This window comes from Sphingosinithalassobacter sp. LHW66-3, assembly GCF_050703275.1.
Lineage (GTDB): Bacteria > Pseudomonadota > Alphaproteobacteria > Sphingomonadales > Sphingomonadaceae > Sphingomonas.
The window spans coordinates 235,861-257,492 of the sequence record NZ_CP193482.1 but is presented as its reverse complement, the minus strand read 5'-3'; the positions used below and the strand labels follow the sequence as shown (position 1 = coordinate 257,492).

The 21,632-nt window shown below is 62.9% G+C and carries 22 protein-coding genes; 9 read left to right on the top strand and 13 right to left on the bottom strand.

Going from position 1 to position 21,632, the window contains the following annotated elements:
* Window positions 1-93: 93 nt before the first annotated feature.
* From ACQ450_RS01255 to ACQ450_RS01235, 5 genes are all read right to left on the bottom strand, one after another.
* Complete coding sequence (locus tag ACQ450_RS01255; protein WP_431470183.1) at window positions 94-612, bottom strand: c-type cytochrome; 519 nt, start codon at window positions 610-612, stop codon at window positions 94-96.
* Window positions 609-1,103, bottom strand: a complete 495-nt coding sequence (locus ACQ450_RS01250) for a DUF6692 family protein (protein ID WP_431470182.1) — start codon at window positions 1,101-1,103, stop codon at window positions 609-611. Before ACQ450_RS01250 ends, ACQ450_RS01255 begins: the two co-directional genes overlap by 4 nt.
* Complete coding sequence (locus ACQ450_RS01245; RefSeq protein WP_431470181.1) at window positions 1,100-1,624, bottom strand: DUF305 domain-containing protein; 525 nt, start codon at window positions 1,622-1,624, stop codon at window positions 1,100-1,102. The genes ACQ450_RS01250 and ACQ450_RS01245 overlap by 4 nt, the downstream gene beginning before the upstream one ends.
* Before the next feature lie 111 nt (window positions 1,625-1,735).
* Window positions 1,736-2,128 (bottom strand): hypothetical protein, encoded by a 393-nt coding sequence (locus ACQ450_RS01240; protein ID WP_431470180.1) that lies wholly within the window; start codon window positions 2,126-2,128, stop codon window positions 1,736-1,738.
* A gap of 14 nt (window positions 2,129-2,142) precedes the next feature.
* Window positions 2,143-2,802 (bottom strand): DUF2231 domain-containing protein, encoded by a 660-nt coding sequence (locus ACQ450_RS01235; RefSeq protein WP_431470179.1) that lies wholly within the window; start codon window positions 2,800-2,802, stop codon window positions 2,143-2,145.
* A gap of 151 nt (window positions 2,803-2,953) precedes the next feature.
* Between ACQ450_RS01235 and ACQ450_RS01230 the strand changes: the two genes are divergently transcribed.
* Genes ACQ450_RS01230 through ACQ450_RS01200 form a run of 7 tightly spaced genes read left to right on the top strand, consistent with a single transcriptional unit; the run spans window position 2,954 to window position 8,506 of the window.
* A complete protein-coding gene (locus tag ACQ450_RS01230) occupies window positions 2,954-3,232 on the top strand; it encodes a hypothetical protein (protein ID WP_188053768.1) in 279 nt (92 codons plus the stop codon).
* Complete coding sequence (locus ACQ450_RS01225; protein ID WP_431470178.1) at window positions 3,229-3,669, top strand: Spy/CpxP family protein refolding chaperone; 441 nt, start codon at window positions 3,229-3,231, stop codon at window positions 3,667-3,669. The genes ACQ450_RS01230 and ACQ450_RS01225 overlap by 4 nt, the downstream gene beginning before the upstream one ends.
* Window positions 3,670-3,676: 7 nt before the next feature.
* A complete protein-coding gene (locus ACQ450_RS01220) occupies window positions 3,677-4,234 on the top strand; it encodes an RNA polymerase sigma factor (RefSeq protein ID WP_431470177.1) in 558 nt (185 codons plus the stop codon).
* A 56-nt stretch (window positions 4,235-4,290) separates the two neighbouring features.
* Window positions 4,291-6,138 (top strand): copper resistance system multicopper oxidase, encoded by a 1,848-nt coding sequence (locus tag ACQ450_RS01215; protein ID WP_431470176.1) that lies wholly within the window; start codon window positions 4,291-4,293, stop codon window positions 6,136-6,138.
* Window positions 6,135-7,172: a copper resistance protein B gene (locus tag ACQ450_RS01210; protein ID WP_431470175.1), complete on the top strand. Its 1,038-nt coding sequence runs from the start codon at window positions 6,135-6,137 to the stop codon at window positions 7,170-7,172. Before ACQ450_RS01215 ends, ACQ450_RS01210 begins: the two co-directional genes overlap by 4 nt.
* Before the next feature lie 14 nt (window positions 7,173-7,186).
* Window positions 7,187-7,738, top strand: a complete 552-nt coding sequence (locus tag ACQ450_RS01205) for a YybH family protein (RefSeq protein ID WP_431470174.1) — start codon at window positions 7,187-7,189, stop codon at window positions 7,736-7,738.
* Window positions 7,739-7,744: 6 nt separating this feature from the next.
* Complete coding sequence (locus ACQ450_RS01200; RefSeq protein ID WP_431470173.1) at window positions 7,745-8,506, top strand: PepSY domain-containing protein; 762 nt, start codon at window positions 7,745-7,747, stop codon at window positions 8,504-8,506.
* 55 nt (window positions 8,507-8,561) lie between these two features.
* Here ACQ450_RS01200 and ACQ450_RS01195 read toward each other — a convergent pair whose 3' ends face one another.
* Complete coding sequence (locus ACQ450_RS01195; protein ID WP_431470172.1) at window positions 8,562-10,946, bottom strand: heavy metal translocating P-type ATPase; 2,385 nt, start codon at window positions 10,944-10,946, stop codon at window positions 8,562-8,564.
* A 161-nt stretch (window positions 10,947-11,107) separates the two neighbouring features.
* Here ACQ450_RS01195 and ACQ450_RS01190 point away from each other — a divergent pair, with 161 nt between their 5' ends.
* Together ACQ450_RS01190 and ACQ450_RS01185 are read left to right on the top strand one after the other, a co-directional pair.
* The gene (locus tag ACQ450_RS01190; protein WP_431470171.1) at window positions 11,108-11,554 is read left to right on the top strand and encodes a beta-lactamase hydrolase domain-containing protein; all 447 of its coding nucleotides are present in this window, start codon (window positions 11,108-11,110) and stop codon (window positions 11,552-11,554) included.
* Window positions 11,551-12,303, top strand: coding sequence for an MBL fold metallo-hydrolase (locus ACQ450_RS01185; protein WP_431470170.1), 753 nt, complete (start codon window positions 11,551-11,553; stop codon window positions 12,301-12,303). The genes ACQ450_RS01190 and ACQ450_RS01185 overlap by 4 nt, the downstream gene beginning before the upstream one ends.
* A gap of 19 nt (window positions 12,304-12,322) precedes the next feature.
* Here the strand turns inward: ACQ450_RS01185 and ACQ450_RS01180 are convergent, their stop codons facing one another.
* The 7 genes from ACQ450_RS01180 to ACQ450_RS01150 all read right to left on the bottom strand — a co-directional run bounded on the left by ACQ450_RS01180 (window position 12,323) and on the right by ACQ450_RS01150 (window position 21,475).
* Complete coding sequence (locus tag ACQ450_RS01180) at window positions 12,323-13,864, bottom strand: multicopper oxidase family protein (protein WP_431470169.1); 1,542 nt, start codon at window positions 13,862-13,864, stop codon at window positions 12,323-12,325.
* A gap of 175 nt (window positions 13,865-14,039) precedes the next feature.
* Window positions 14,040-14,438 carry a copper-binding protein gene (locus ACQ450_RS01175; RefSeq protein WP_262503829.1) on the bottom strand — a complete coding sequence of 133 codons (399 nt, stop codon included), beginning with the start codon at window positions 14,436-14,438 and terminating at the stop codon, window positions 14,040-14,042.
* Window positions 14,417-17,584: an efflux RND transporter permease subunit gene (locus ACQ450_RS01170; RefSeq protein ID WP_431470168.1), complete on the bottom strand. Its 3,168-nt coding sequence runs from the start codon at window positions 17,582-17,584 to the stop codon at window positions 14,417-14,419. Before ACQ450_RS01170 ends, ACQ450_RS01175 begins: the two co-directional genes overlap by 22 nt.
* Window positions 17,581-19,086, bottom strand: a complete 1,506-nt coding sequence (locus ACQ450_RS01165; protein WP_431471253.1) for an efflux RND transporter periplasmic adaptor subunit — start codon at window positions 19,084-19,086, stop codon at window positions 17,581-17,583. The genes ACQ450_RS01170 and ACQ450_RS01165 overlap by 4 nt, the downstream gene beginning before the upstream one ends.
* A gap of 5 nt (window positions 19,087-19,091) precedes the next feature.
* Window positions 19,092-20,306: a TolC family protein gene (locus ACQ450_RS01160; RefSeq protein ID WP_431470167.1), complete on the bottom strand. Its 1,215-nt coding sequence runs from the start codon at window positions 20,304-20,306 to the stop codon at window positions 19,092-19,094.
* 149 nt (window positions 20,307-20,455) lie between these two features.
* Window positions 20,456-20,827: a hypothetical protein gene (locus ACQ450_RS01155; RefSeq protein WP_431470166.1), complete on the bottom strand. Its 372-nt coding sequence runs from the start codon at window positions 20,825-20,827 to the stop codon at window positions 20,456-20,458.
* A gap of 111 nt (window positions 20,828-20,938) precedes the next feature.
* Window positions 20,939-21,475: a CBS domain-containing protein gene (locus tag ACQ450_RS01150; protein ID WP_431470165.1), complete on the bottom strand. Its 537-nt coding sequence runs from the start codon at window positions 21,473-21,475 to the stop codon at window positions 20,939-20,941.
* Window positions 21,476-21,632 lie beyond the last annotated feature (157 nt).

Sequence of the window (21,632 nt, the reverse complement as noted above, 5' to 3'; positions counted from 1 at the left end):
TCGTTGTTGGCCTTCTGGAGCGACTATCCCTCGCAAGATCAGCCGGAGCGGGTATGCGAGCGGCCCGGGGCGGGTTTACGTGATCTTTGTGATCTAATGCTGGCCTTCTCCGAACGCGATATACTCGTCTTCGCTCATCTCCGGCATCTGCTTCACGAATGCAGCGATATTCCAGATCGCGCGATCATCGTGAGTGTCGCCGAAGGCTGGCATTCCGGTCATCCTGGCGCCGTGTTTGACCAGCCAGAACACTTCGCTCGCGCTCCACTCGTCGGCCGCTCCGGCAAGCGCCGGGGGTTTGGGGCGCATGCCCTGGGCCCATTCAGCGCGTCCCTCGCCGATTCCGCCGTGACAATGGGCGCACATTGCCTTGTACTCACCCGCACCGGCCGCGACCATCGCAGGCGTTAGTTCGGGTGCAGTGATGTCGCTGCCGTGCCCTTGCACCGAATTCCTGAAATTCGTGTCGAGCGCCCATTCTCCGACGGTGGTGTGCCGCTCGGTCGCCGCGACGTTGTAGCTTCCAGTGAGGACTACGAACAACCCGATCAGGATCAGAGCGACCAGCGCGCCAACAGCACCGTAGACGACTCCTTTCCCTGTTGCGCTCATGCCTCATCTCCCTGGAAGCACTGACTATAGCCGCGATAGCCGATCTCATCCTTCGCGCCGGGAGGAACGATGATCATCTCCATCGCCTGGAGGCCGGCGTTACCTTCATCATCCACCGGCTGTAGTGTGACCGTCAGTCCACCGTCTTCAAACCTGGCATCGCCAGCATTGCGCAACACAATGAGCTTGCCATTCAGCTTGATGGCGCCGCTGCCTGTGGGTTCGTAAAGGAATGACGGAAAGCCCACCTCGGTCAGCTTGACCGCGCAGCGCCCTTCTCTTCCACCAAGCGCCGCGATGTCTGCATCACTCATGGTTTCGGGCTTGAGTGCGGCGGTGGCGACGTTCTCAAGTGCGGCCGCAGCACCCATGATCGGCGCCGGGGTTGGCGCCGCGTCGATCTGACCTTCGCGGTCATTGCCGAGCTCAGTGTTCTGGTTGCAGGCCGCCAGAGGCAACGCCAGAAGTGCGATCGTAACTGCTATTTTCATTGCTCCACCTCCTCGGGCATGCGCTCCGCAGTGCGAACACCGTTCTCCTCGATATCGGCAATCAGGTATTTCATTTGGGCGATCTCCCGCCGCTGGGCGAGAATGATGTCGTGGGCCAATTTGCGGACCCGCGGATCGCGTATGTGCGCCCGCTCGCTGGTCATGATGGCAATGGAATGGTGGGGGATCATCGCCGACATGTATTCGGTGTCGGTTACGGTTGTCTGGCTACGAACCAGCCAAAGCGCGAGGGCGAAGACAACGACAGCGACGCCGAGTATGATGAAATTCTTGGTCTTGTTCTTGTGCATGCTCCACATGAACAGCATCATGACGACCATCATCGCGGACCCCATGACGAAAGCCATCCAAAAGCGTGTCTCGCTCCAGGTCATGTGATCGGCATCGTATGTATTAACATACATTAGGAAGAACATGACGACCGTTGAGGTGGCGATCATCGCCATGAAGCGCAGGTATCCCTTCGATTCACCTCCGTCTGCGTGTTCTTTCTGTGCCATCTAACGCTCCTGTCTATTTATAATCTGGTCGAGCGCCGGTCCCGATCTGAATTGGTTCTGATTTTTTAACCGCACAGACCGCGACATCGTTCCAGCTCGACCCTTCCTTTGTTACATGCGATTCATGTCGTGATCGGACATGGCCTCCATATCGTGTCCTGCGTGAGGATCTGCTGGTTCGGCAGCCTCGCTCTTGGAAGGCATGGGGACTGTGGTGGAACTGGGCGCTGGGTTGCTTGCCGCCCTTGTCGGGGCTTGATCGGCTGACCTGCGCTCGGGCTTCGCCGCGGCGGCGGCCGGGACGTCTTGGCTTTCGATCTCGGCGGAATTGTCCGCATCAGCTTCAGTCACCGGGAAGACCGTTTCCGGCGGCGCCGCCTCGCCAAGTTCGGAGGCCTCCACTCGGTCGTTGGGGGCTGCCTGCTGGTCGCATGCAGCCAGGACCGCTGATGCGGCACCGATCAGGATCGCCGCAAAAATTTGCTTGCGCGTGAATGAACTCATGACGATTTTTCCCTTCAAATCCAGGAGAAGCCAAGGTGATCGGGCCCATGTGCGAGCTCCCCCCCAAGGAATCCCTGGGCGAGAATGAGGGCAGACACTGAATAGAGCCCAACCCGCAGAGGAGTTCTGCTTTCCCGTGGGCTGCGGGCGAGCCACACCAGGACCACGCCCAGCGCGGCGATCAGCATGCCGTTCCACCGGTGGATCTGCATAACAGCATCCCCGCCGAACCAGAGACCGGTATGGATCCACCCGAACAGCGCCGCGATCACGCCGCCGGCGGCGCCGCCATAGATCAGCACGCGGACAGCCGGTTCGAGACTTGTTCCTCGCTGTGCCATAACGAACAGCTCAGTCAGCGCCGCCACCAGGAACAAAGCGATTGGAAAGTGGACCGTTGCGGGGTGCAGCTTCTGGAGGAAGGTAAGAGCGCCGGCTTCCCCTGCACCTTCATGTCCTCCCGCTGCCTCATCGTGCCCGCCTGACACGCGTGTCTCTTCGGCGGCGTGACCAGACCCCGAGGGCGCGACACCAAGTTCGGAAGTCTGTCCGGCTGTGTCCGAGGTCAGCGTGGCGGTTTCAGCTTCTCCGTGTTTCTCATCACCATGCGCATGGGCAACGCTCACCGAGAGTAAGCCCGCGCATAGAAGCACAAGGAAATGGGCAGCTTTCATAACAGCGGGATCTCTTTCAGGGCGGGTTAACGCGGCTTATGCTGCGGTTACGCATCCCGAGCCGCCTCCCCTCACGTAAGTTCAATTGAGGGCTGCGGACGGTTCGAGCGTATTGAGAAACGACCTGCAGCCGAAGGATCGACCGTCACCGATGAAACAGCAATTGGGTTCCTATCTCGAGGGTCTCGCGCACGATGCTGACGCCGAGGTGCCGGACGGCTTCATGGAGGGAGTCTGGGAGCGGGTCGGCGATATCAGCGCGCGTCGGGATAGAACCATGCGCAGCGCGCTGTTCGTGGCCCTCTTCGCAGTCGGACTGAGCGCAGGAGCCGTCACCGTTCAAGTGCCTGCCTACGCGCAGGATCGAAGCTATCCGTTGTTCAGCGACGCAGGGCTTTCTCCTTCTGCGTTGCTGCACGTCGATCGATGACCAATCCAAAACGGCAAATCCTGATTGCCATTCTGCTCGCCACTCTGGCGGGGTTTCTGGGTGCAACCGCGGCACAGAGATGGTTCGCGCCAGTTCAGTCGGGCGGGCTCCACGAGTTCGTACACGAGCAGCTCGACCTTACCGCAGACCAGGACGAGCAACTGGACCGGCTCGAGGAGCGGTATGATATCGAGAACGCGCAGCGCGAACTTGCGGTTCGTCGCGCGAACGCTGTTCTGGCCGCTGCGATGGACAGCGAGCACGAATACGGCCCTGAGGTAAGCGCCGCGATCGACCAGGTTCATGCCAGCATGGGCGAGTTGCAGAAGGCGACGGTGCAGCATGTTTTCGCTATGCGAAGTATCCTCAACGAGGATCAGCAACGTGAATTCGACCGACAGGTTGCCCGGTCGCTGACCGGTTCGCCGCCGGAATGATCCCGGAGTGGAGGGGCAATCTCACGACCAGGAGCAGCTTGTCGCAAAGGTTGTCGCCGGTGACCGCCGTGCCTTCACCCTGCTCGTAGAACCGTTACTGCCGAGACTGCTGGCGACTTCGTTTCGAATGCTGGGCGTTCGCCAGGATGCGGAGGATGCGGTGCAGAGTGCGCTGGCATCGGCCTGGATCGCCCGCGCGCGGCTCGACCCAATGCGGCCTATCCTGCCCATTCTGACCACCATCACCTTGAACAAGTGTCGCGACAGATTGCGGCGCAGAAAAGCGGCCCGATTCCTGGGCTTCGGAAAGGTGCTGGAAATCGATCTCGCTGCCGATCGCGCGCCGTCGCCGGAAATTGAGGCTTTGGACAAGCAGCTTCTAAAGGCAACCCATGCAGAGATCCTCAATCTGCCGCGGCGCCTGCGCGAAGCCCTTATACTCGTGACCGTCGAGGGGCGAAGCCAGGGCGAGGCTGCCGAACTGCTCGGCATTTCGGAAAAAGCGGTGGAATCGCTGGTCTACCGCGCGCGCAAGCAGCTCAGAAATAAACTCGACCTCGAGTGAGGGGAAAGCCCGCTTGGCGCGTAATTCCGGGTCATAGAAAACCTGCAGGAATCTACATGCTGACGATGAACCGAAGAGGCCTTCTGGGCGCAGGGGCCGGTGCCGCCGGTCTGGCCGGGTTGACTGCCCTGACTCCCGCCTGGGCCCGCGGCGCCAATATTCACAATGGCGTTATTCGCTCGGGCTTCGATGAAGTCTCTGGATCATCGATCGATCTGACGATCGGTGAAGGCCCGCGCGTGGTTCAGGGCCGCCGGGGTCATGCCGTTGCGGTCAACGGCAGCGTCCCCGGCCCGCTGGTCCGGCTGAAGGAAGGGGAGCCGGTTCGCCTCAACGTCACGAACACGCTTTCGCAGGACAGCTCGATACACTGGCACGGGCTTCTCGTGCCGTTCCAGTTCGACGGCGTGCCTGGCGTCAGTTTCCCGGGCATCAAGCCGGGCGAGACCTTCACCTACGATCTTCCCGCCATTCGCCAGACCGGCACCTACTGGTGGCACAGCCACTCTGATCTTCAAGAGCAGGCGGGGCACTACGGCCCCATCGTGATCGATCCGGCGGGAGCCGATCCGGTGCAGGCGGATCGCGACTACGTGCTGCTGCTCAGCGAATTCACGCCGATGCATCCGCACGCGATCATGGACAAGCTGAAGAAGGGCGAAGGGTACTTCAATTACCAGAAAACCACCTGGACCGACGACTATCCGCTGAGCGGAGAGGACAGGCGGATGTGGGCACAAATGCGCATGATGCCGACCGACATTCTCGACGTGACCGGCTCCACTTACACGTACCTCGCCAACGGGCATGGTCCGCTGGAAGGCCTGGAGTTTCTCTTCAATCCCGGCGAGCGGGTGCGCATCCGGGTGATCAATGGCAGCGCGATGAGCTTCTTCAACGTCCGCATCCCCGGCGCGCGCATGCAAATCGTCGCCGCCGACGGGCAGAATGTGCGCCCGGTGGCGGTCGAGGAGTTTCAGATCGGCACCGCCGAAACATACGATTTCGTTGTCGAGCCCACCGGCGAGGCGATGACGATCGTTGCCGAGTCGATGGACCGCTCGGGCATGGCGGTGGCAACCCTCGCCAGCAGCCCCGGCGCGCGAGCGGCGGTCCCGGCGCTGCGCGACCCTCCGCTCCTGACTATGGCCGACATGGGTATGAGCGGCATGGATCACGGCGGCGGCATGGCCGGGATGGATGGCAGCGACGACTCCATGAGCGGAATGGATCATTCCGCCATGGGGCACGCTCCTGCGGGCCCGGCCACGACGAGCGCAGCGGAGCCCATGGGCGCGATGGACATGGGCGGCATGAACATGCGCGACACGTCCATGTTGCCGCCCGATGTGGCGGTCGGGCCGGGCCTCGACATGGTGGCGATGAATCCGGTCGACCGGATGGGCGATCCCGGCATCGGGCTCGACAAGGTCCCGCACAAGGTCCTTACCTACAGGGATCTGGTCGCGCTTGAGCCCAACGATGACTTGCGCACGCCGTCCCGCCAGATGGAAATCCACCTCACGGGCAACATGGAACGGTTCATGTGGTCGTTCGACGGGAAGAAGTTCTCGTCGGTCAGCGACGAGCCGATCCGTTTCGCCTACAACGAGCGGGTCCGGGTAAAGTTGGTCAATGACACGATGATGGCCCATCCGATCCACCTGCATGGCCACTTTTTCGAACTGGTGAATGGCGCGCCGGCAGACCGCCAGCCGCAGAAGCACACCGTCATCGTCCAGCCCGGCGGGAGCGCCTCGTTCGATCTGACCGCCGACGAGTCCGGAGACTGGGCGTTCCATTGCCACCTTCTCTATCACATGCATGCAGGGATGTTTCAGATCGTCACCGTGGCGCCGAAAGGCGACGCGCCCGAGCAAGAGCGCGTGGGAGAACACGGATGAAATCGCTGTTCGTACTGCTCCTCATCGGAGCCGCGCCGCCCGCGTTGGCACAGCATGCCGGGCATGCCATGCCGGCGCCCGCTCCAACTCCTGCGCCAACCCCGGCACCCACGGCAGAGCAGAGCGCGCAGCCGGGCACGATGGACCATTCTCAAATGGACCATTCGCAGATGGAGACGGACGCGCAGCAGACACCCATCGCCGATCATTCGCAGATGAACCATTCCCCTGCGCAGGCAGAGACGGTCGACCACTCGCAAATGGATCACGGTGCGATGGCGATGCCGATCCCCGCCGGGACGCCGCCGCCTTCAGCCGGATCGGGGCCGCCACGTGCCGCGGACGCCATCTGGGGCGCCGACGCTATGCGCCCGAGCCGCGAGCAACTGCGCGAAGAACAGGGCGGCCAGACCTTTTTCTGGTTCATGGCCGATCGCGCCGAATACCGGCTGCGCGAGGGTAAAGACGGCTATCTGTGGGACGTGCAGGGGTATTACGGCGGCGATATCAACAAGTTCTGGTTCAAATCCGAGGGCGAAGGCAGTTTCGGCGAGGAAATCGAGGGCGCAGAAGTCCAGGCACTATACAGCCGCGCAATTGGCCCGTGGTTCGACCTGCAGGTAGGTGTACGCCAGGATTTGGCCCCGCGCGACCGGACCTATGCGGTCCTCGGCATCCAGGGTCTGGCGCCCTATCTGTTCGAAATCGATGCCGCGGCGTTTCTGTCCAACAAGGGGGACCTGACCGCGCGGATTGAAGGTGAGCTCGATCAGCGGATCACGCAACGCCTCATTCTGCAACCGCGCGCAGAATTTAACCTGTCGGCGCAGAACGTGCCTGAACTCGGCATCGGGTCGGGCTTGGACACGGTCGAACTCGGCCTGCGTCTGCGTTATGAATTCGCCCGTGAGTTCGCGCCGTACATTGGCGTTGAACAGGAATGGAAGCTCGGCCGAAGCGCAGACTATGCGCGCGCGAACGGCGAAGATCCGAGCGTGACAAATTACGTCGTCGGCATACGATTCTGGTTTTGAGGGAGGGAAGTTCAATGCACGCATGGATAATTCGAGGAACGATCGCCCTGGTCCTGACAGCGACCACCACCGCGGCGATGGCGCAGTCTACGGATCATACCGAGCACGCCGCCTCGATGCCGATGAACCAGTCGGGGCAAGCCATGAATCATGCGGACCACATGGCAGCCATGAACGACAATGTGGCAGGCGCAGAGGCCGTGCTGACCGCCTATCGCAGTGCCCTGACGGCGCGCGAGGCGGATGCCATGATCGCTCTGTTCGCGGATGAATCCTTCGTTTTCGAGAACGGAAAGGACGAAGGCAGCTTCGCGAACTACATGGAGCATCATCTCGGCCCCGAGCTCGATGCGATCACAAGTTTCGTTTTTGGCAAGCCGACCGTCGCGGTCATCCGGATGGGGCACATGGCCTTTGGGCGCGAGACCTATACCTACCGGATCGAACTCACGGACGGGCGGGTGATCGAGCGCGAAGGCGTTGCAACCTCGGTGCTCACGCACGGCGCCGATGGGTGGAAGATCGTGCAATACCATTCGTCGTCGCGCGCGCCGCGCAGCAAATAAGGTCTCGTGGCGTCGGTTCCGGTATCTCGGAAGCCGTCGCGCAAGCTGCGGCTTCATGTTTTCGGCAGCAAACTGCACAAGTGGCTCGCGCTTTTTGTCGGCGTCCAGGCGCTGTTGTGGATGGGCACGGGCGCCATCATGTCCTTCCTCAAGATTGAAAAGGTACGGTCCGAACACGTTATTACACGGCAGGCCGAAACGCTCGATCCTGCGCTCCCCGGACCGCGATGGTTGGGGGATCGACAAAACCTCGTCGCGCTGACGACCAAATCCGTGGCCGGCCGTGCTGTTGTTCAGATCGAGCGGAGCGACGGGTCGAAAACCCTGCACGACCCTGCCACCGGTCAGAAGCTCTCGCCGCTATCCCGTGTCGACGCGCGCGCCATTGCCCGTCGTGCATGGACCGGACCCGAAACCTTAATTGCAAGCGAGATGCTCATCGAGACACCGGTCGGAACGGAGTTCGGCGGGCCCTTTCCCGCCTGGCAGGTCACCTTTGGCGACGAGGACACGACGAGGATTTATATCGACGCATCCAGTGGAGCGATTCTGGCCGCACGAAGCGACACCTGGCGCTTCTTCGACTTCGTCTGGGGACTGCACATCATGGACTGGACCGAGCGGGACCGGATCAACAGCTGGTGGCTGCTGGTGTTCGGGATCGGCGGAACGATCATCGCTCTGTCGGGCTTCGTCCTGTTGGCAAACCGGTTTCCAAAGCTGCGACGCAAGAAGGTGCGTAGACCGCCGGCAGGCCCGTCCGCATAATCATCCAACTGGCGCTAGGTCCTAGATCCGAGTTCGGCGGCATCCGTTGAAAGTGTCAGCTTCCGCCAGCGCCTTGCTCCGCAAAGATCGGCAGCTTCACTCCGCGCAGTCGCAGTGCATTGCCAATCACCGAAACCGAAGACAGGCTCATTGCCGCCGCCGCTATCATCGGATTGAGCAGCAGGCCGGTAACCGGAAACAGTAAGCCTGCGGCAACCGGAATGCCCAGCGTGTTGTAGGCGAAGGCAAAGAACAGGTTCTGCCGGATGTTCCGCATGGTCGCGCGTGACAGGACTATCGCCTGCACCACGCCGGTCAGATCGCCGCGCACCAGTGTAACCCCGGCGCTCTGGATCGCCACGTCGGTGCCGGTGCCCATGGCGATGCCGACATCGGCTGCTGCAAGCGCGGGCGCATCGTTGATCCCGTCGCCTGCCATCGCGACACGGCGCCCAACGGACTTCAGTCTCTCGACTTCGCGATGCTTGTCTTCGGGCGAGACGTTGGCGTGCACCTCGTCGATGGCCATCTCCCGCGCCACCGCTTCGGCCGTTCCGCGGCTGTCGCCGGTCAGCATGACCACGCGAATGCCACGACCGTGCAGCGCGGCGATCGCTGCCGCACTGGTGGGTTTGATGGGATCGGCCACTGCTATCAGGCCTGCGGGGCGCCCGTCGAACGCGACGAACATCACCGTTTGCCCTTGTGCCCGGCCAGCCTCGGCCGAGCCCAGCCATGTCTCGTCGTCGATCCCCACACGCCGCATCATCTTCTCGTTCCCGATCGCCACCCGTCGGGCACTTACGGTCGCTTCGACGCCTTCGCCGGTAGTCGAGGCCAGGTCCGTTGCATTGGCGGGCGAGACCCCGCGCGCCCGCGCGCCCTCGACGATTGCATGCGCCAGCGGATGCTCGCTGCCCAGCTCGACGCCCGCGACGGCTGCAAGGAACTCGGTTTCGTCGATGTCTTGCACAGGATTGACTGTCACCAGGTCGGGCTTGCCCATCGTCAGCGTGCCCGTCTTGTCGACCACCAGCGTGTCGATCTTCTCGAGCGTCTCGAGCGCTTCGGCATTGCGAATCAAGATGCCGTGTTGCGCGCCCTTGCCGGTGCCGGTCATCACGGACATCGGAGTGGCGAGCCCCAGCGCACAGGGGCAGGCAATGATCAGGACCGCAATGGCGTTGACCAGCGCATACGCAAATGCCGGTGCAGGTCCCCAGATTGCCCACACTACGAAAGTGGCGATTGCGACCACGACGACGGCGGGCACGAACCAGCCCGCGACCTGATCGGCCAATCGCTGAATCGGCGCGCGGCTGCGCTGCGCCTCGGCGACCATCTGGACGATCTTGGACAGCATGGTGTCCTTGCCGACGTTGGTGGCCCGCATGACGAAGCCCCCCGTCTGGTTGACCGTTCCGCCGATGACCGTATCGCCCGCGCGCTTGGTCACCGGCAGCGGTTCGCCGCTCACCATCGACTCGTCGATTGCGCTCGATCCCTCCTCGATTTCGCCGTCGACGGGGACCTTGTCACCAGGCCGCACGCGCAAGCGGTCACCGGTCGCCAGCTCATCGAGCGGCACTTCGCGTTCATCGCCTTCGCCGAAGATCTTCACAGCAGAAGGCGGGGCGAGTTCTAGCAATGCGCGAAGGGCGCTCGATGTCGAGCCGCGTGCCTTCAATTCCAGTACCTGCCCGAGGAGGACAAGCGTGGTGATAACCGCCGCTGCCTCGTAATATACGCCCACCCGGCCCGAATGATCTTGGAACGCCGGCGGGAACAAATCCGGCAGCGCCGTTGCCACCAGGCTGAACAGATAGGCAATGCCGACGCCGATTCCGATCAGCGTGAACATGTTCAGATTGCGCGTCTTGAGCGATTGCCACGCACGAACGAAAAACGGCCAGCCGCCCCATAGAACCACGGGGGTGGCGAGGACGAACTGCGCCCATTGCGCCCGGGCCGGCTCGATCAGCTGGTCGAAGCTGAGACCCGGAACCATATCGCTCATTGCATAGGCGAACAGCGGCAACGTGAGCAGCGCGCTCCACCAGAAGCGGCGGCTCATATCGACGAGTTCGGGATCGGGTCCTTCGTCAAGACTCACGGTTTCTGGCTCGAGTGCCATGCCGCATATCGGGCAGCTCCCCGGGCCCGGCTGACGGATTTCTGGATGCATTGGACAGGTATAGATCGTGCCCTCGGGCACATCCTCGACAGCATTCAGGTGCGCGCCTGATAAATAAAGTTCGGGGTCTGCACGAAATTTATCGTGGCAGCGCGAGGAGCAGAAATAATGCTTGGCCCTATTATGCTCAGTGACGTGTTTTGCGCTGTCGATCTTAACATCCATGCCACAAACGGGGTCGACCGCGAAACCCTCAAGGACCGGCTCGTCGTCTCGATAATTCGGGTGTGTCCTGTCCTGGTTCATGGACGCCTTCTTTTCTGACTTCAATTGCATTGGCTGACGCTGCCACCTCACCGGCTTGTATGGGATGATCGTGCGAAGTTAAAGTTGGAGCAAACCGAAGGAACACGGCTGCGAGGCAAAGGTTGGAGTGACGTAACCAGAACGCTCGAAGGAGAGTCGCCATGGAGCGCGCTCAAATCGAAGATAACCTCTCGCTCCTGACGTTTCCGCCTGCGGCGCACGACCTGCAATCTCTCGCGGACGCTGGATTCAAGTCGATAGTCAATTTGAGGCAGGCAGGCGAGCAGGGCGAAAAGCTGAGCCCGCAGGCAGAAGCGGAAGAAGCGCGCGAAAGCGGGCTGGAGTATCTGCACTATCCCGTTTCACCGCGAGATTTGACGGCCGAAAACGCGAAGGACTTCACGGCGAGGTTGGAACAGCTCCCCGCCCCGGTCGCCATTCACTGCGCCGGTGGGCGTAGGGCGAGCCTGATGGGGCTTGCGTCCTGGGCGCTTCAAAACGGCCGTGATGCCGCCACGGCAGCGAAACGAGGCCGCGATTTTGGACTGGAAATCAGCGAAGACGATTTATCGCCACTGCTCGATGTAAGCGGGGCAGATGCGCGATGATCTTCAGGCAGCTCATCGAACCGGAATCGTCAACCTACACCTATCTGATCGGGTGCGAGAACACCGGCAAAGCCGTTTTGCTCGATCCGGTAATCGAGACCTGCGACAGGGATGTGGAGGCGGCCGCTACCCTCGGCCTGAATCTTGCCTTCACGCTCGACACCCATATCCATGCCGATCACATCACAGGCGCATGTCGGCTGCGCAGCCTGACCGGGTGCAGGGTCGCTTATCCGGCTGATGACAATCTTTCTTGCGCGGATGTTGAAGTGAGCGAGGAAGCGCCGTTATCCGTTGGCGATCTGACCATTCGCGCCTTGTTCACCCCCGGGCATACCGACAAACATCATTGCTACCTGATAGAGCAAGACGGCCATACGCAGGTCTTCACCGGCGATGCGCTGCTCATCGACGGGTGCGGTCGCACCGATTTCCAGAACGGCGATTCCACGACCCTTTACAAGTCAGTCCGCGAAAAGCTGTTCGCTTTGCCGGGAGACACGCTGGTCTACCCTGCGCATGACTATTCAGGCCGCCGAGTCTCGACGATCAGCCAAGAGCGCACGCGCAATCCTCGATTGAACGACGAAATCTCGCTTTCCGAGTTTCAGCGAATCATGGCCGAACTCGACTTGCCCTATCCCAAGAAGATCGACGTCGCCGTTCCCGCCAATTTAAAGTGCGGCGACTGCGTGGAAGAAGCGCTTGAGCACCTGCACGAGATCGGCGGAAAATCGCCACAGGGCTAGTGCTCGTGATTGACACTTCTTAGCCTTTCACGACGACGAACTGCCCCATCATGCCTGCGTCCTCATGTTCGAGGATGTGGCAATGATACATGTAAGGCAGGTCCGGATCGGTGTGTTCCTCGAAGCGCAGGAGCAGGCGCACCTGCTCGCGCGGATTGACGACGATAGTGTCCTTGAACCCCGTTTCCAGCGGCGGCGGCGCGCGTCCCGCGCGATCGATCACGCGGAACTGGGCGTTATGGATATGAAAGGGGTGCGCCATTATCGAGGCGTTGGCGATTTCCCAGATTTCCCACTGCCCGACGGGTACGCGCTCGTTGATGACGTTCATGTCCATGCTCGCGCCGTTGATCGACATGCCGCCGCCCATCATGCCCATGTCGAGGACAAATCTCCTCGTGCGGACAGCCACCGACGGATCGGGCGCGGCAAACGAAGCCAGCCGCGCTGGCAAAGCGGTCGATCGGGCTGCGCCCTGCGGCCTGATTTCGAGAATCCGGAAGACCTTGTCAGCGCCGCCGCCCTCACGGCCTCGATTCATCATGCCTCGCCTCATGATGCCCCGGCCGTCCCCGCCCATCATACCCATCGAATTGTCCGGGCTGGTGGCGACCAGGCTGAGTGGGCGACCCTCGGAAAGGTCGATGATCACCTGCGCGCGTTCTCCCGGGGCGAGCCTGAGCGACCGGATCGGATGGGGGCGCTGGAGAAGGCCGCCATCGCTCGCGACCAATTGCATGGTCTGCCCGCCGGACAGCGAGAAATCGTAGAAGCGCGCATTCGAACCATTGAGGATGCGCAGGCGCAACAGGCCGGTTCCCGCGTCGAACACTGCGTTCTGAGTACCGTTCACGAAGATACGGTCTCCGCGCACGCCCATCATCTGTGCATGCATGGTCTGCGGATAGAGCAGCCTGCCGGAGCTATCGAGCAGGCGGTCCTGGACGATAAGCGGGATATCGTCGACGCCGTATTCGCTCGGCAGATCGAGTGCGTCTTCCTCGTCATCGCGGACGTAGATCGGTGCGGCGAGCCCCGCATAGACCTGCGGTCCCGTGCCGCGATGCAGATGCGAGTGATACCAGTAGAGCGAAGCGCGCTGGCGAACTTCGAAAGACGGGCTCCAGCGTGTGCCTGGACGGATCAGCTGGTGCGGTCCGCCGTCAGCGGCGGCGGGAAGCTCGAATCCATGCCAGTGGACCGTCGCGCCCTCTGGCAGTTCGTTGTCGATATGCAGCCGAACCCGCTCGCCGCGGCGCATCTCCAGCGTCGGGCCAAGGTAGGGCGCGTTTAACCCGATCGTGGGCGAAGCGACACCGGGAGCGAATTCCTTCTGCCCTGCGGATACTGACAGTCGGAATACCCGCTCGCCCAGTTCGACGGTTCCCTGGTCGCGCTGGGGAATGACAAGCGAATTGGCACCGGCTCCATCGGAACCAAGCAGCGAGTTCCTCGCTTCGCAGGCCGACAACGGAAAAACCATGAAGCCGGCAGCGGCTGTGCCGGCTGTTCTCAGCAAGGCGCGTCGGTCGAGACCGGTCGAGATGACCCACCGGTCCACTCTATTTGCTCCGAAGATACTTGATCAGCGCGGCGATGCCCAACACCATCAGGACAGCCAGCAACAGGCAGAACAGTCCCATGATCCCCATCATCGCCGACGGCATTTCACCATTCATCATCGTCCTTCTCCTGTAATACCGGCCCCGGAAAACCATCCGGGGCCGGTCCACAAACTACTTTTTGGTGATGGAGGTGATCGAGCTGCCACTTTCTCCGGTGGCAAATTCGAACGAGACTTTATCGCCAACCGCAACGCGGTTACGCAGTTGTTCGTCGGCTTCGAACGCCATCGTCATGGCCGGCCACTTAATTGCCGGGACTGCGCCGTGATCGATGGTGATCGTTCCCGCATCGGTATCGATGGCGGTGACCGTTCCTTCGGCTGAGGCGCTCTGCATCGCGCCGTCCGATCCCATCATCGGCATGTCGGCACCGTCCATCGGCATCTGACCGTCTGCCATCTGGCCTTCTGCCATGGCCGTGTCGTCCATCATTTCGGTATCGTCGCCAGAGCCGCAGGCGGCGAGCGCCAGCGGCGCGGCCAGTAAAGTCATGAGGGTTGCAAAACGCATTCTTCTTCTCCTTCGAGGGGTTTGGACCGTTTGGTCCGGGGGCGCCGCATCATCAGATAGGCGGCGGGAAGCACGAACATCGAAAGCAGGGGGGCGGTTATCATCCCGCCGATCATCGGGGCGGCAATGCGGCTCATCACCTCCGAGCCCGCACCGGTGCCGATGAGGATCGGAAACAGTCCGGCGAGGATCACGGCGACGGTCATTGCCTTGGGCCGCACGCGCAACAGCGCGCCTTCGCGGATCGCCGCCGATACCTCATCGGCGTCGAGGTCGCCCTCCCGCCGCTCCAACGCGGCTTTTAGGTAGATCAGCATGACCACGCCGAACTCTGCTGAAACGCCTGCGAGCGCGATGAACCCCACGGCCGTCGCGACCGACTGGTTGTACCCCATCAGGTAGAGCAGCCAGAACCCGCCAGTCAGCGCAAAGGGGAGCGTACCCATGATCAGCAGCGCCTCGTCGAAGCGGCGGAAGATAAGATAAAGCAGCAGGAAGATGATCGCGAGCGTCGCCGGCACGACAATCTTCAGGCGCTCATAGGCGCGGGTCAGATATTCGAACTGCCCGGCGTAAGACAGGCTGACGCCTGCGGGCAGATCGACCTCGGCCGCGATCGCCTCCTGCAAGTCGCTCACCACCGAGGTCAGATCGCGCCCGCGTACATCGATGTAGACGAAGCTGGTCGGGCGTCCCTGCTCGCTCTTGAGCATGGGCGGGCCGCTGGTCACCCGGACATCGGCGACGGTGCCAAGCGTGATCTGCTGTCCCGCAGGGGTGAGTACCGGAAGATTGCGCAGTTCATCGACGCTGTCGCGGATCTCGCGCGGATAGCGGACATTAACCGGATAGCGTGCCAGCCCTTCGACCGTGCGCGCGACATTCGCGCCGCCAATCGCGCCCGAGACGATCTGTTGTACGTCGGCGATGTTGAGCCCGTAGCGCGCTGCTTCCAGGCGATCGATATCGACATCGACATAGCGGCCCCCCGAAAGCCTTTCAGCCAGCGCCGAGCTAACCCCCGGCACCTGCTTGGCGATCCGCTCGACCTGGAGCGCGACGCGTTCGATCTCATCCAGATCCTCGCCCGAAACCTTGACCCCGATCGGGCTCTTGATGCCGGTTGCGAGCATGTCGATGCGGTTGCGGATGGGGGGCACCCACACGTTGGCGAGACCCGGCACCCGCACCACGCGATCGAGCTCCTCGACCAGCTTGTCGGTCGTCATGCCCTCGCGCCATTCCTCGCGCGGCTTGAAGCGGATCGTGGTCTCGAACATCGTCAGCGGCGCCGGATCGGTCGCCGTGTCGGCGCGGCCGGCCTTGCCGAAGACGGTGTCCACTTCGGGCACCGTCTTGATCAGGCGGTCGGTCCGCTGGAGCAGTGCCGAGGCCTCGGCTGGAGACAGACCGGGAAGCGCGCTCGGCATGTAGAGCAGATCGCCCTCGTCGAGCGGGGGCAGGAATTCGCCGCCAAGGCGCGAGAAGGGAACGAGCGTCGTCGCGAAGATCAGCCCGGCGATGACCAGCGTTGCCTTGGGACGGCGCATCACCCAATCGAGCCCGGGCCGGTAGGCGCGGGTCAGCGCTCTGTTGATCGGATTGCTGTCTTCGGCGGGGATCTTGCCCCTGATCAGCCAGCCCATCAGAACCGGCACCAGCGTGATCGACAGGATCGCCGCCGCCGCCATCGCATAGGTCTTGGTGAACGCGAGCGGGGCGAACAGTCGCCCTTCCTGCGCCTGCAGGGTGAAGACCGGCAGAAATGACAGGGTGATGATCAGCAGGCTGAAGAACAGCGCCGGGCCGACCTCCTTCGATGCATCGGCGACGATCCGCCAGCGCTCCTGGACCGACAGCACGGCATCCGGGTTCTCCTCGGTCCAGCGCTCGATGTGCTTGTGCGCATTCTCGATCATCACCACCGCCGCATCGACCATCGCGCCGATGGCAATCGCGATTCCGCCCAGCGACATGATGTTGGCGTTGACGCCCTGGAAGCGCATCACGAGAAAGGCGGCGAGGACGCCGAGCGGCAATGTGACGATCGCCACGAGCGCGGAACGCGCGTGCCACAGGAACAACAGGCACACGAGCGCGACGACGATGAACTCCTCGATCAGCTTGGTGGTGAGATTCTCGACCGAGGCGTCGATCAGCTGGGAGCGGTCGTAGGTCGTGACGATCTCGACGCCTTCGGGCAGGCTCGCCTGCAACTGATCGAGCTTCGCTTCCACCGCCGCGATCGCACCGCGAGCGTCGGCGCCCTGCCGCAGGATGACGATCCCGCCCGCGACTTCGCCCTCGCCGTTCAGTTCGGCGATGCCGCGCCGCAGTTCGGGCCCGATCTGGACATTGGCGACATCGCCCAGCGTGACCGGAACGCCGCCCGCTTCGGTGCGCAGCGGTATGACGCGAAAATCATCCAGACTCCCGAGATAGCCCGACGCGCGGACCATGAATTCGGCTTCACCCATCTCTACGATGGAGCCGCCCGCCTCCTGGTTGCCCGCCTGGACCGCGCTCACCACCTCGGCGTGGGTCACGCCGAGCGAGGCCATGCGATAAGGGTCGAGTACGATCTGGTACTGCTTGACCATGCCGCCGACGCTGGCGACTTCGGCAATGCCGGGAATGGTCTTCAGCTCGTAGCGTAGGAACCAGTCCTGCAGACTTCTCAGCCCTGCAAGATCGTGCCCTCCACTGCGATCGACCAGCGCATATTCGTAGATCCACCCGACCCCGGTCGCATCCGGGCCGAGCGTACTCTCGACGCCTTCGGGCAGACGGTTCTGGACCTGGTTGAGATATTCCAGAACGCGCGAGCGCGCCCAGTAGAGATCGGTCCCGTCCTCGAAAATGACATAGACGTAGCTGTCGCCGAAAAACGAATAGCCGCGCACGGTCTTCGCTCCCGGAACCGAAAGCATCGTCGTCGCCAGCGGATAGGTGACCTGGTCCTCGATAATGCGCGGGGCCTGCCCGGCATAGCTCGAGCGGATCACCACCTGTACATCCGACAGATCGGGCAGAGCATCGACCGGGGTGGTCCGCACTGCCCAGAAGCCGGCGAGCGCCAGACCGATTGCAGCCAGAACCACGAAAAGGCGGTTGGCAATCGAACTGTCGATGATCCGCGCGATCATTCGCCGGTCTTCCGGATCGAGACGATGCGAGGTCCGCTTCTGGCCTGGACAAAGGTGAAGGCAGCCCGGTCGCCGCGTTGAAACCCGCGCAGCTGCGCCGGACCCTCGGTGGCGAACCCCATCGTCATGGCCGGCCATTCGAGCGCGGGCACCGGGCCGTGCCGCAAGGTTACACTGCGGGCAGTGATACGCTCGATCGTGCCGGTGGCGCGATAGGTGCGCGGCTTATCCGCTTCCTTCTGCGTTTCGCCTTCGCCAGCGGTCGATGGAGCCTTGTCGATCGCGCGCACATCGATACCGGCGAGGCTGGCTTCGGAGTCGAGCAGGAACTGGCCCGAAACGACCACCTTTTCGCCCGCCGCGAGCCCAGCAAGCACTTCGGTCCGACCGCCTGCTTCGCGTCCGATCCGGACCTCGGCAGGGCGGTAGCCCCCACCCTCCTGAGTGATCATCACCAGGGTTCGTTCGCCGGTGCGGATCACGGCCTCGGACGGCACCAGCAAGGCCTCTTGCCGCTCGGGTGCAAGCGTGACCTGGGCAAACATCCCCGGCTTCAGACGCAGCCCGGGATTGGGCATCGCCGCGCGCACGGTGATCGTCCGGCTGGCATCCTGCGCGCTGGGCAGAATGGCGATGATCCGCCCGGAAAAGCGGTCGCCGGGAAAAGCGGTGAGGGTCGCGCTTACCGGCTGTCCAACGCGGGCGCTCCCCGCCAGCGCCTCTGGCACCGCCGCCTCGAGCCAGATCGGACTGTAGCCGCTGATTTCCGCGAGAGTCTGGCCCGCCATGACCGTCATGCCCGGCCGCACACCAAGGGCAGTGATCGCCCCGGATTGCGGCGCGGTGACTGTAATCGTCGACTGCGGCCTGCCGCTGCGTGCTACCGAAGAAATCACCGATTCCGGCATGCCGAGCAGGCGCAGGCGTTCTCGCGCGGCCTGGATCAAGGCTTCGTCTCCGGTCCCCGCGACGGCCAGATATTCGTTTTGCGCACCGCCCCATTCAGGCACCAGAAGATCGGCGATCGGCGCGCCCCTGGCGATCAGGTCTTGCGGTGCGTGGCCGTAGGTCCGCTGGACATAGCCGCCGGCGCGTGGCTGGACGATTGCGACTTCGCTCCCGTTATAGGCGAGCGTGCCGGTAACCGTCGTCTCCGGCTCCAGAACGCCGAATTCGACCTCCGAGGTGCGGATCCCGAAATTCTGCACCATCGTGGAATCGATGCTGACTCCTTCGCCGCCCTGCGCCTCGCCTCCGGCGCATTTCGGGACCAGCTGCATGTCCATGAACGGAGATTTGCCCGGCTCGTCGAAGCGCTGGTCGGGCACCATCGGATCGTACCAGTAGAGCACTTCTTCGCATCCGGTCTCGGCAGCAGCATCATCATTCCCACCGCCACCTTCGCCGAGCATCGACAGACCGTAGCCGGCTCCCAGGCTGATCAAGGCAATACCGGCCGCCGCCGCATAGGAGCGCTGGCGCGGCGTCAGACGATCGAACATAGCTCTCACGGCCTGTCCTCCCCGTACGTAAGTCGCAGCGTCGCAGCCGCCTCGACCGCCGCCTGCTCGCGTTCGAGAATCTCGAGTTCGAGAAGTGCTAGCGCAGATTTAGCCGCGATCACGTCGACGAGATCGGCGCGGTCGGCGGCGAAGCTTGCCGTCTCGAGTGCGGTCCGATCGCGTGCGAGCGGGAGAAGCTCGTCGCGCGCGCGCTCCCATTGCCGCACCGCGCTGCGCCAGGCGGCAACGTCGGCCTCGAACCGGGCAGTGATCCCGCGCAGGCGGTCGTCGCGCTCGGCCAGCGCGGCAGCTGCGTCTGCCTCGGCTGCCGCGATACGCGGGTTCTGGCGCCGATCGGTGAAGATCGGCAGCGTGACCGAGCCCATGACCGACACGACATCGCCGAAATCGGGATTTCTGCGACCGTAGGTCACGCTCACGCCGAAGTCGGGTCGCTTTTCGGAGCGAGCCAACCGGACGCCTGCTTCGGACCGCTCACTCTCGGCGCCCGCAAGCAGGAGTTCGGGGTTGGTTTCCAGGTCACGCCGTAGCCGTTCCGGATCCACATCGGCGCTGGGAGCGACGCCCTGCGCGACAGGTTGGTCAGCGGCAATATAGCGCGAAAGGCGAGCCTGCGCCGTTTCGCGGCTTGCCTCAATGGCAGTTATGGCATCCTCGATCCCGAGCAGTTCGCGCCGGATCGCCAGGCTCTCGGCGGGCCTTGCCGATCCCGATGCGACCGCGCTGTTAGCGACCGGAACGAACTCCCGAAGGTCGGCTAGCGCGGTGCGTGCGAGATCCATCCGTCGCTGTGCATAATAAAGGCTCACCCAGGCGCCTCCGGCATCAGCGAGAATATTACGTTCCGCCATGCCGAGACGCGCTTGGGCGAGGCGGATCTCCGAACTGGCGAGACCGGACCGTGCGCGGCGGCGGGCGAGGTTCGGGATTTCCTGCTCGATGCCGACCGCGATCTGGGTCGGAAGCTGCCGATCGATCTCGAAGGCGGCTGGCCCCGTTACCGGCAGATTCATGACGCCAGCGCGCAAGCGCGGATCGGGCAGCTCGTCGACAGCATCCGCCGCCACCCGCCTTGCTTCCACGCGCAACGCGCCCGCCTCCAGAACGGGCTGCTCCGCCCGCGCGGCTTCAAGCGCTTCCTCGTAGCCGACGGGCTGCGCCTGTGCAGCCTGCGCGGCGATCATGGCTGCCAAAGGCACCCAGCAAATCCGCCAAGACATTGGATAAACCTCGCTCGTTCAGAGCGGGCCGGTAAGGCGATGCACATGCCATCGCGGTCGTGCCGCGGCGCACAGACGCAGTCATCCAGCCAGCTCGCTTAGCGACGCAGCGCGCCGCCGTTCGAAAACTAGACGGTGAGGCTGGTTTGTGGAGGCGGCGACTCCGGCCGCATCGGTTCGCTTACGAGCCGAACAGCGTCGCGGGTGAGATAAGATGCGGCGGCCGGGAACGGCGCTGCTTGCATTGAACCACCACCTGAAAGCGCCAGCGGCGGCAGGCAATTCATGGCGACAAGACAATCGAGCGTCATGTCCGGGCAAGGCCCTTCGCGATCGGATTCATCCTGGCTGCCCATGCCGTGCTCAGCTGACGCCTGCGCCATCTCGGCGCATTCCGCCATCTCCGCCGGCTCGCTCTGCGGAACAGCCGCCTGGGCCGCAATCTGAACGAACAGGCCGAAGCTGAAACATATAAATGCCAAGGCGCGAAGAAATCTCACTCGACGCAATAGTCCGGCTACCAGCCAAGTGCAAGTCGGCCGACCGCCTGCGCCATGCGCTCGAACGCTTGCAGCCTTAAGTCTCTGTCAGCAGCAGCAGCCGCTCGCGGCTTAAAGCGTTGGTTCCGAAACCTCCCGCACGAGGTCACCGGTTTCCTTTTTATCGGCGTGACGGGCGATGTCGGCCTGCGAAACGATGCCGCAGCACTTTCCTTCGCGATCGACAACGGGAAGGCGGCGGATCTGGTTCGCCTCCATCTTGCTGCAGCATTCGTCCACGCTCGCCTCTGGCCCCACTGTCACGGGGGAAGCCGACATGACTTCCTCGACCGGAGTGTCGAAACCCTTGCCCTGTGCGACGCAGCGGCAGGCGATGTCGCGATCGGTGACCACGCCGACGAGTGAGCCATCGTCATCGACGACAGGGATTTCGCCGCAATCGTTATCAACCATGAGACTCGCTGCCTCTTTTACGCTGCTCGAGCGCCGGCAGCATGCGGGATTACCGGTCATTACGTCTTGCGCTTGCATGTCGTGTCTCCTGCTTTCCAGAAATTCGAGTTTGGATACGACAAGAGAATGAAGCGCCATCGCGCTCGGTTCCGGTTTGAAGGACAACCCGTTGGCCGTCTGCGGCGGTTTGTCCAATCGCCCAGCGGATGCGGACCCTCACCTTGGACCGAAGCGCCAAGGTGGCCTCGAGACGAAGCACATGCCGAAGCCGGTCCCGATAAGTCATGCCAGATTTGAGGGGAAACAGGCCGCCAATCCGTAGCAGAAGGAACGCCCGCAGTCCCCGTGCGTG

Excerpts from the sequence above, each read along its gene's own strand:
- ACQ450_RS01255 (WP_431470183.1), bottom strand. The coding sequence starts at position 612 with ATGAGCGCAACAGGGAAAGGAGTCGTCTACGGTGCTGTTGGCGCGCTG.
- ACQ450_RS01250 (WP_431470182.1), bottom strand. The coding sequence starts at position 1,103 with ATGAAAATAGCAGTTACGATCGCACTTCTGGCGTTGCCTCTGGCGGCC.
- ACQ450_RS01245 (WP_431470181.1), bottom strand. The coding sequence starts at position 1,624 with ATGGCACAGAAAGAACACGCAGACGGAGGTGAATCGAAGGGATACCTG.
- ACQ450_RS01240 (WP_431470180.1), bottom strand. The coding sequence starts at position 2,128 with ATGAGTTCATTCACGCGCAAGCAAATTTTTGCGGCGATCCTGATCGGT.
- ACQ450_RS01235 (WP_431470179.1), bottom strand. The coding sequence starts at position 2,802 with ATGAAAGCTGCCCATTTCCTTGTGCTTCTATGCGCGGGCTTACTCTCG.
- ACQ450_RS01230 (WP_188053768.1), top strand. The coding sequence starts at position 2,954 with ATGAAACAGCAATTGGGTTCCTATCTCGAGGGTCTCGCGCACGATGCT.
- ACQ450_RS01225 (WP_431470178.1), top strand. The coding sequence starts at position 3,229 with ATGACCAATCCAAAACGGCAAATCCTGATTGCCATTCTGCTCGCCACT.
- ACQ450_RS01215 (WP_431470176.1), top strand. The coding sequence starts at position 4,291 with ATGCTGACGATGAACCGAAGAGGCCTTCTGGGCGCAGGGGCCGGTGCC.
- ACQ450_RS01210 (WP_431470175.1), top strand. The coding sequence starts at position 6,135 with ATGAAATCGCTGTTCGTACTGCTCCTCATCGGAGCCGCGCCGCCCGCG.
- ACQ450_RS01205 (WP_431470174.1), top strand. The coding sequence starts at position 7,187 with ATGCACGCATGGATAATTCGAGGAACGATCGCCCTGGTCCTGACAGCG.
- ACQ450_RS01195 (WP_431470172.1), bottom strand. The coding sequence starts at position 10,946 with ATGAACCAGGACAGGACACACCCGAATTATCGAGACGACGAGCCGGTC.
- ACQ450_RS01190 (WP_431470171.1), top strand. The coding sequence starts at position 11,108 with ATGGAGCGCGCTCAAATCGAAGATAACCTCTCGCTCCTGACGTTTCCG.
- ACQ450_RS01185 (WP_431470170.1), top strand. The coding sequence starts at position 11,551 with ATGATCTTCAGGCAGCTCATCGAACCGGAATCGTCAACCTACACCTAT.
- ACQ450_RS01175 (WP_262503829.1), bottom strand. The coding sequence starts at position 14,438 with ATGCGTTTTGCAACCCTCATGACTTTACTGGCCGCGCCGCTGGCGCTC.
- ACQ450_RS01170 (WP_431470168.1), bottom strand. The coding sequence starts at position 17,584 with ATGATCGCGCGGATCATCGACAGTTCGATTGCCAACCGCCTTTTCGTG.
- ACQ450_RS01165 (WP_431471253.1), bottom strand. The coding sequence starts at position 19,086 with ATGTTCGATCGTCTGACGCCGCGCCAGCGCTCCTATGCGGCGGCGGCC.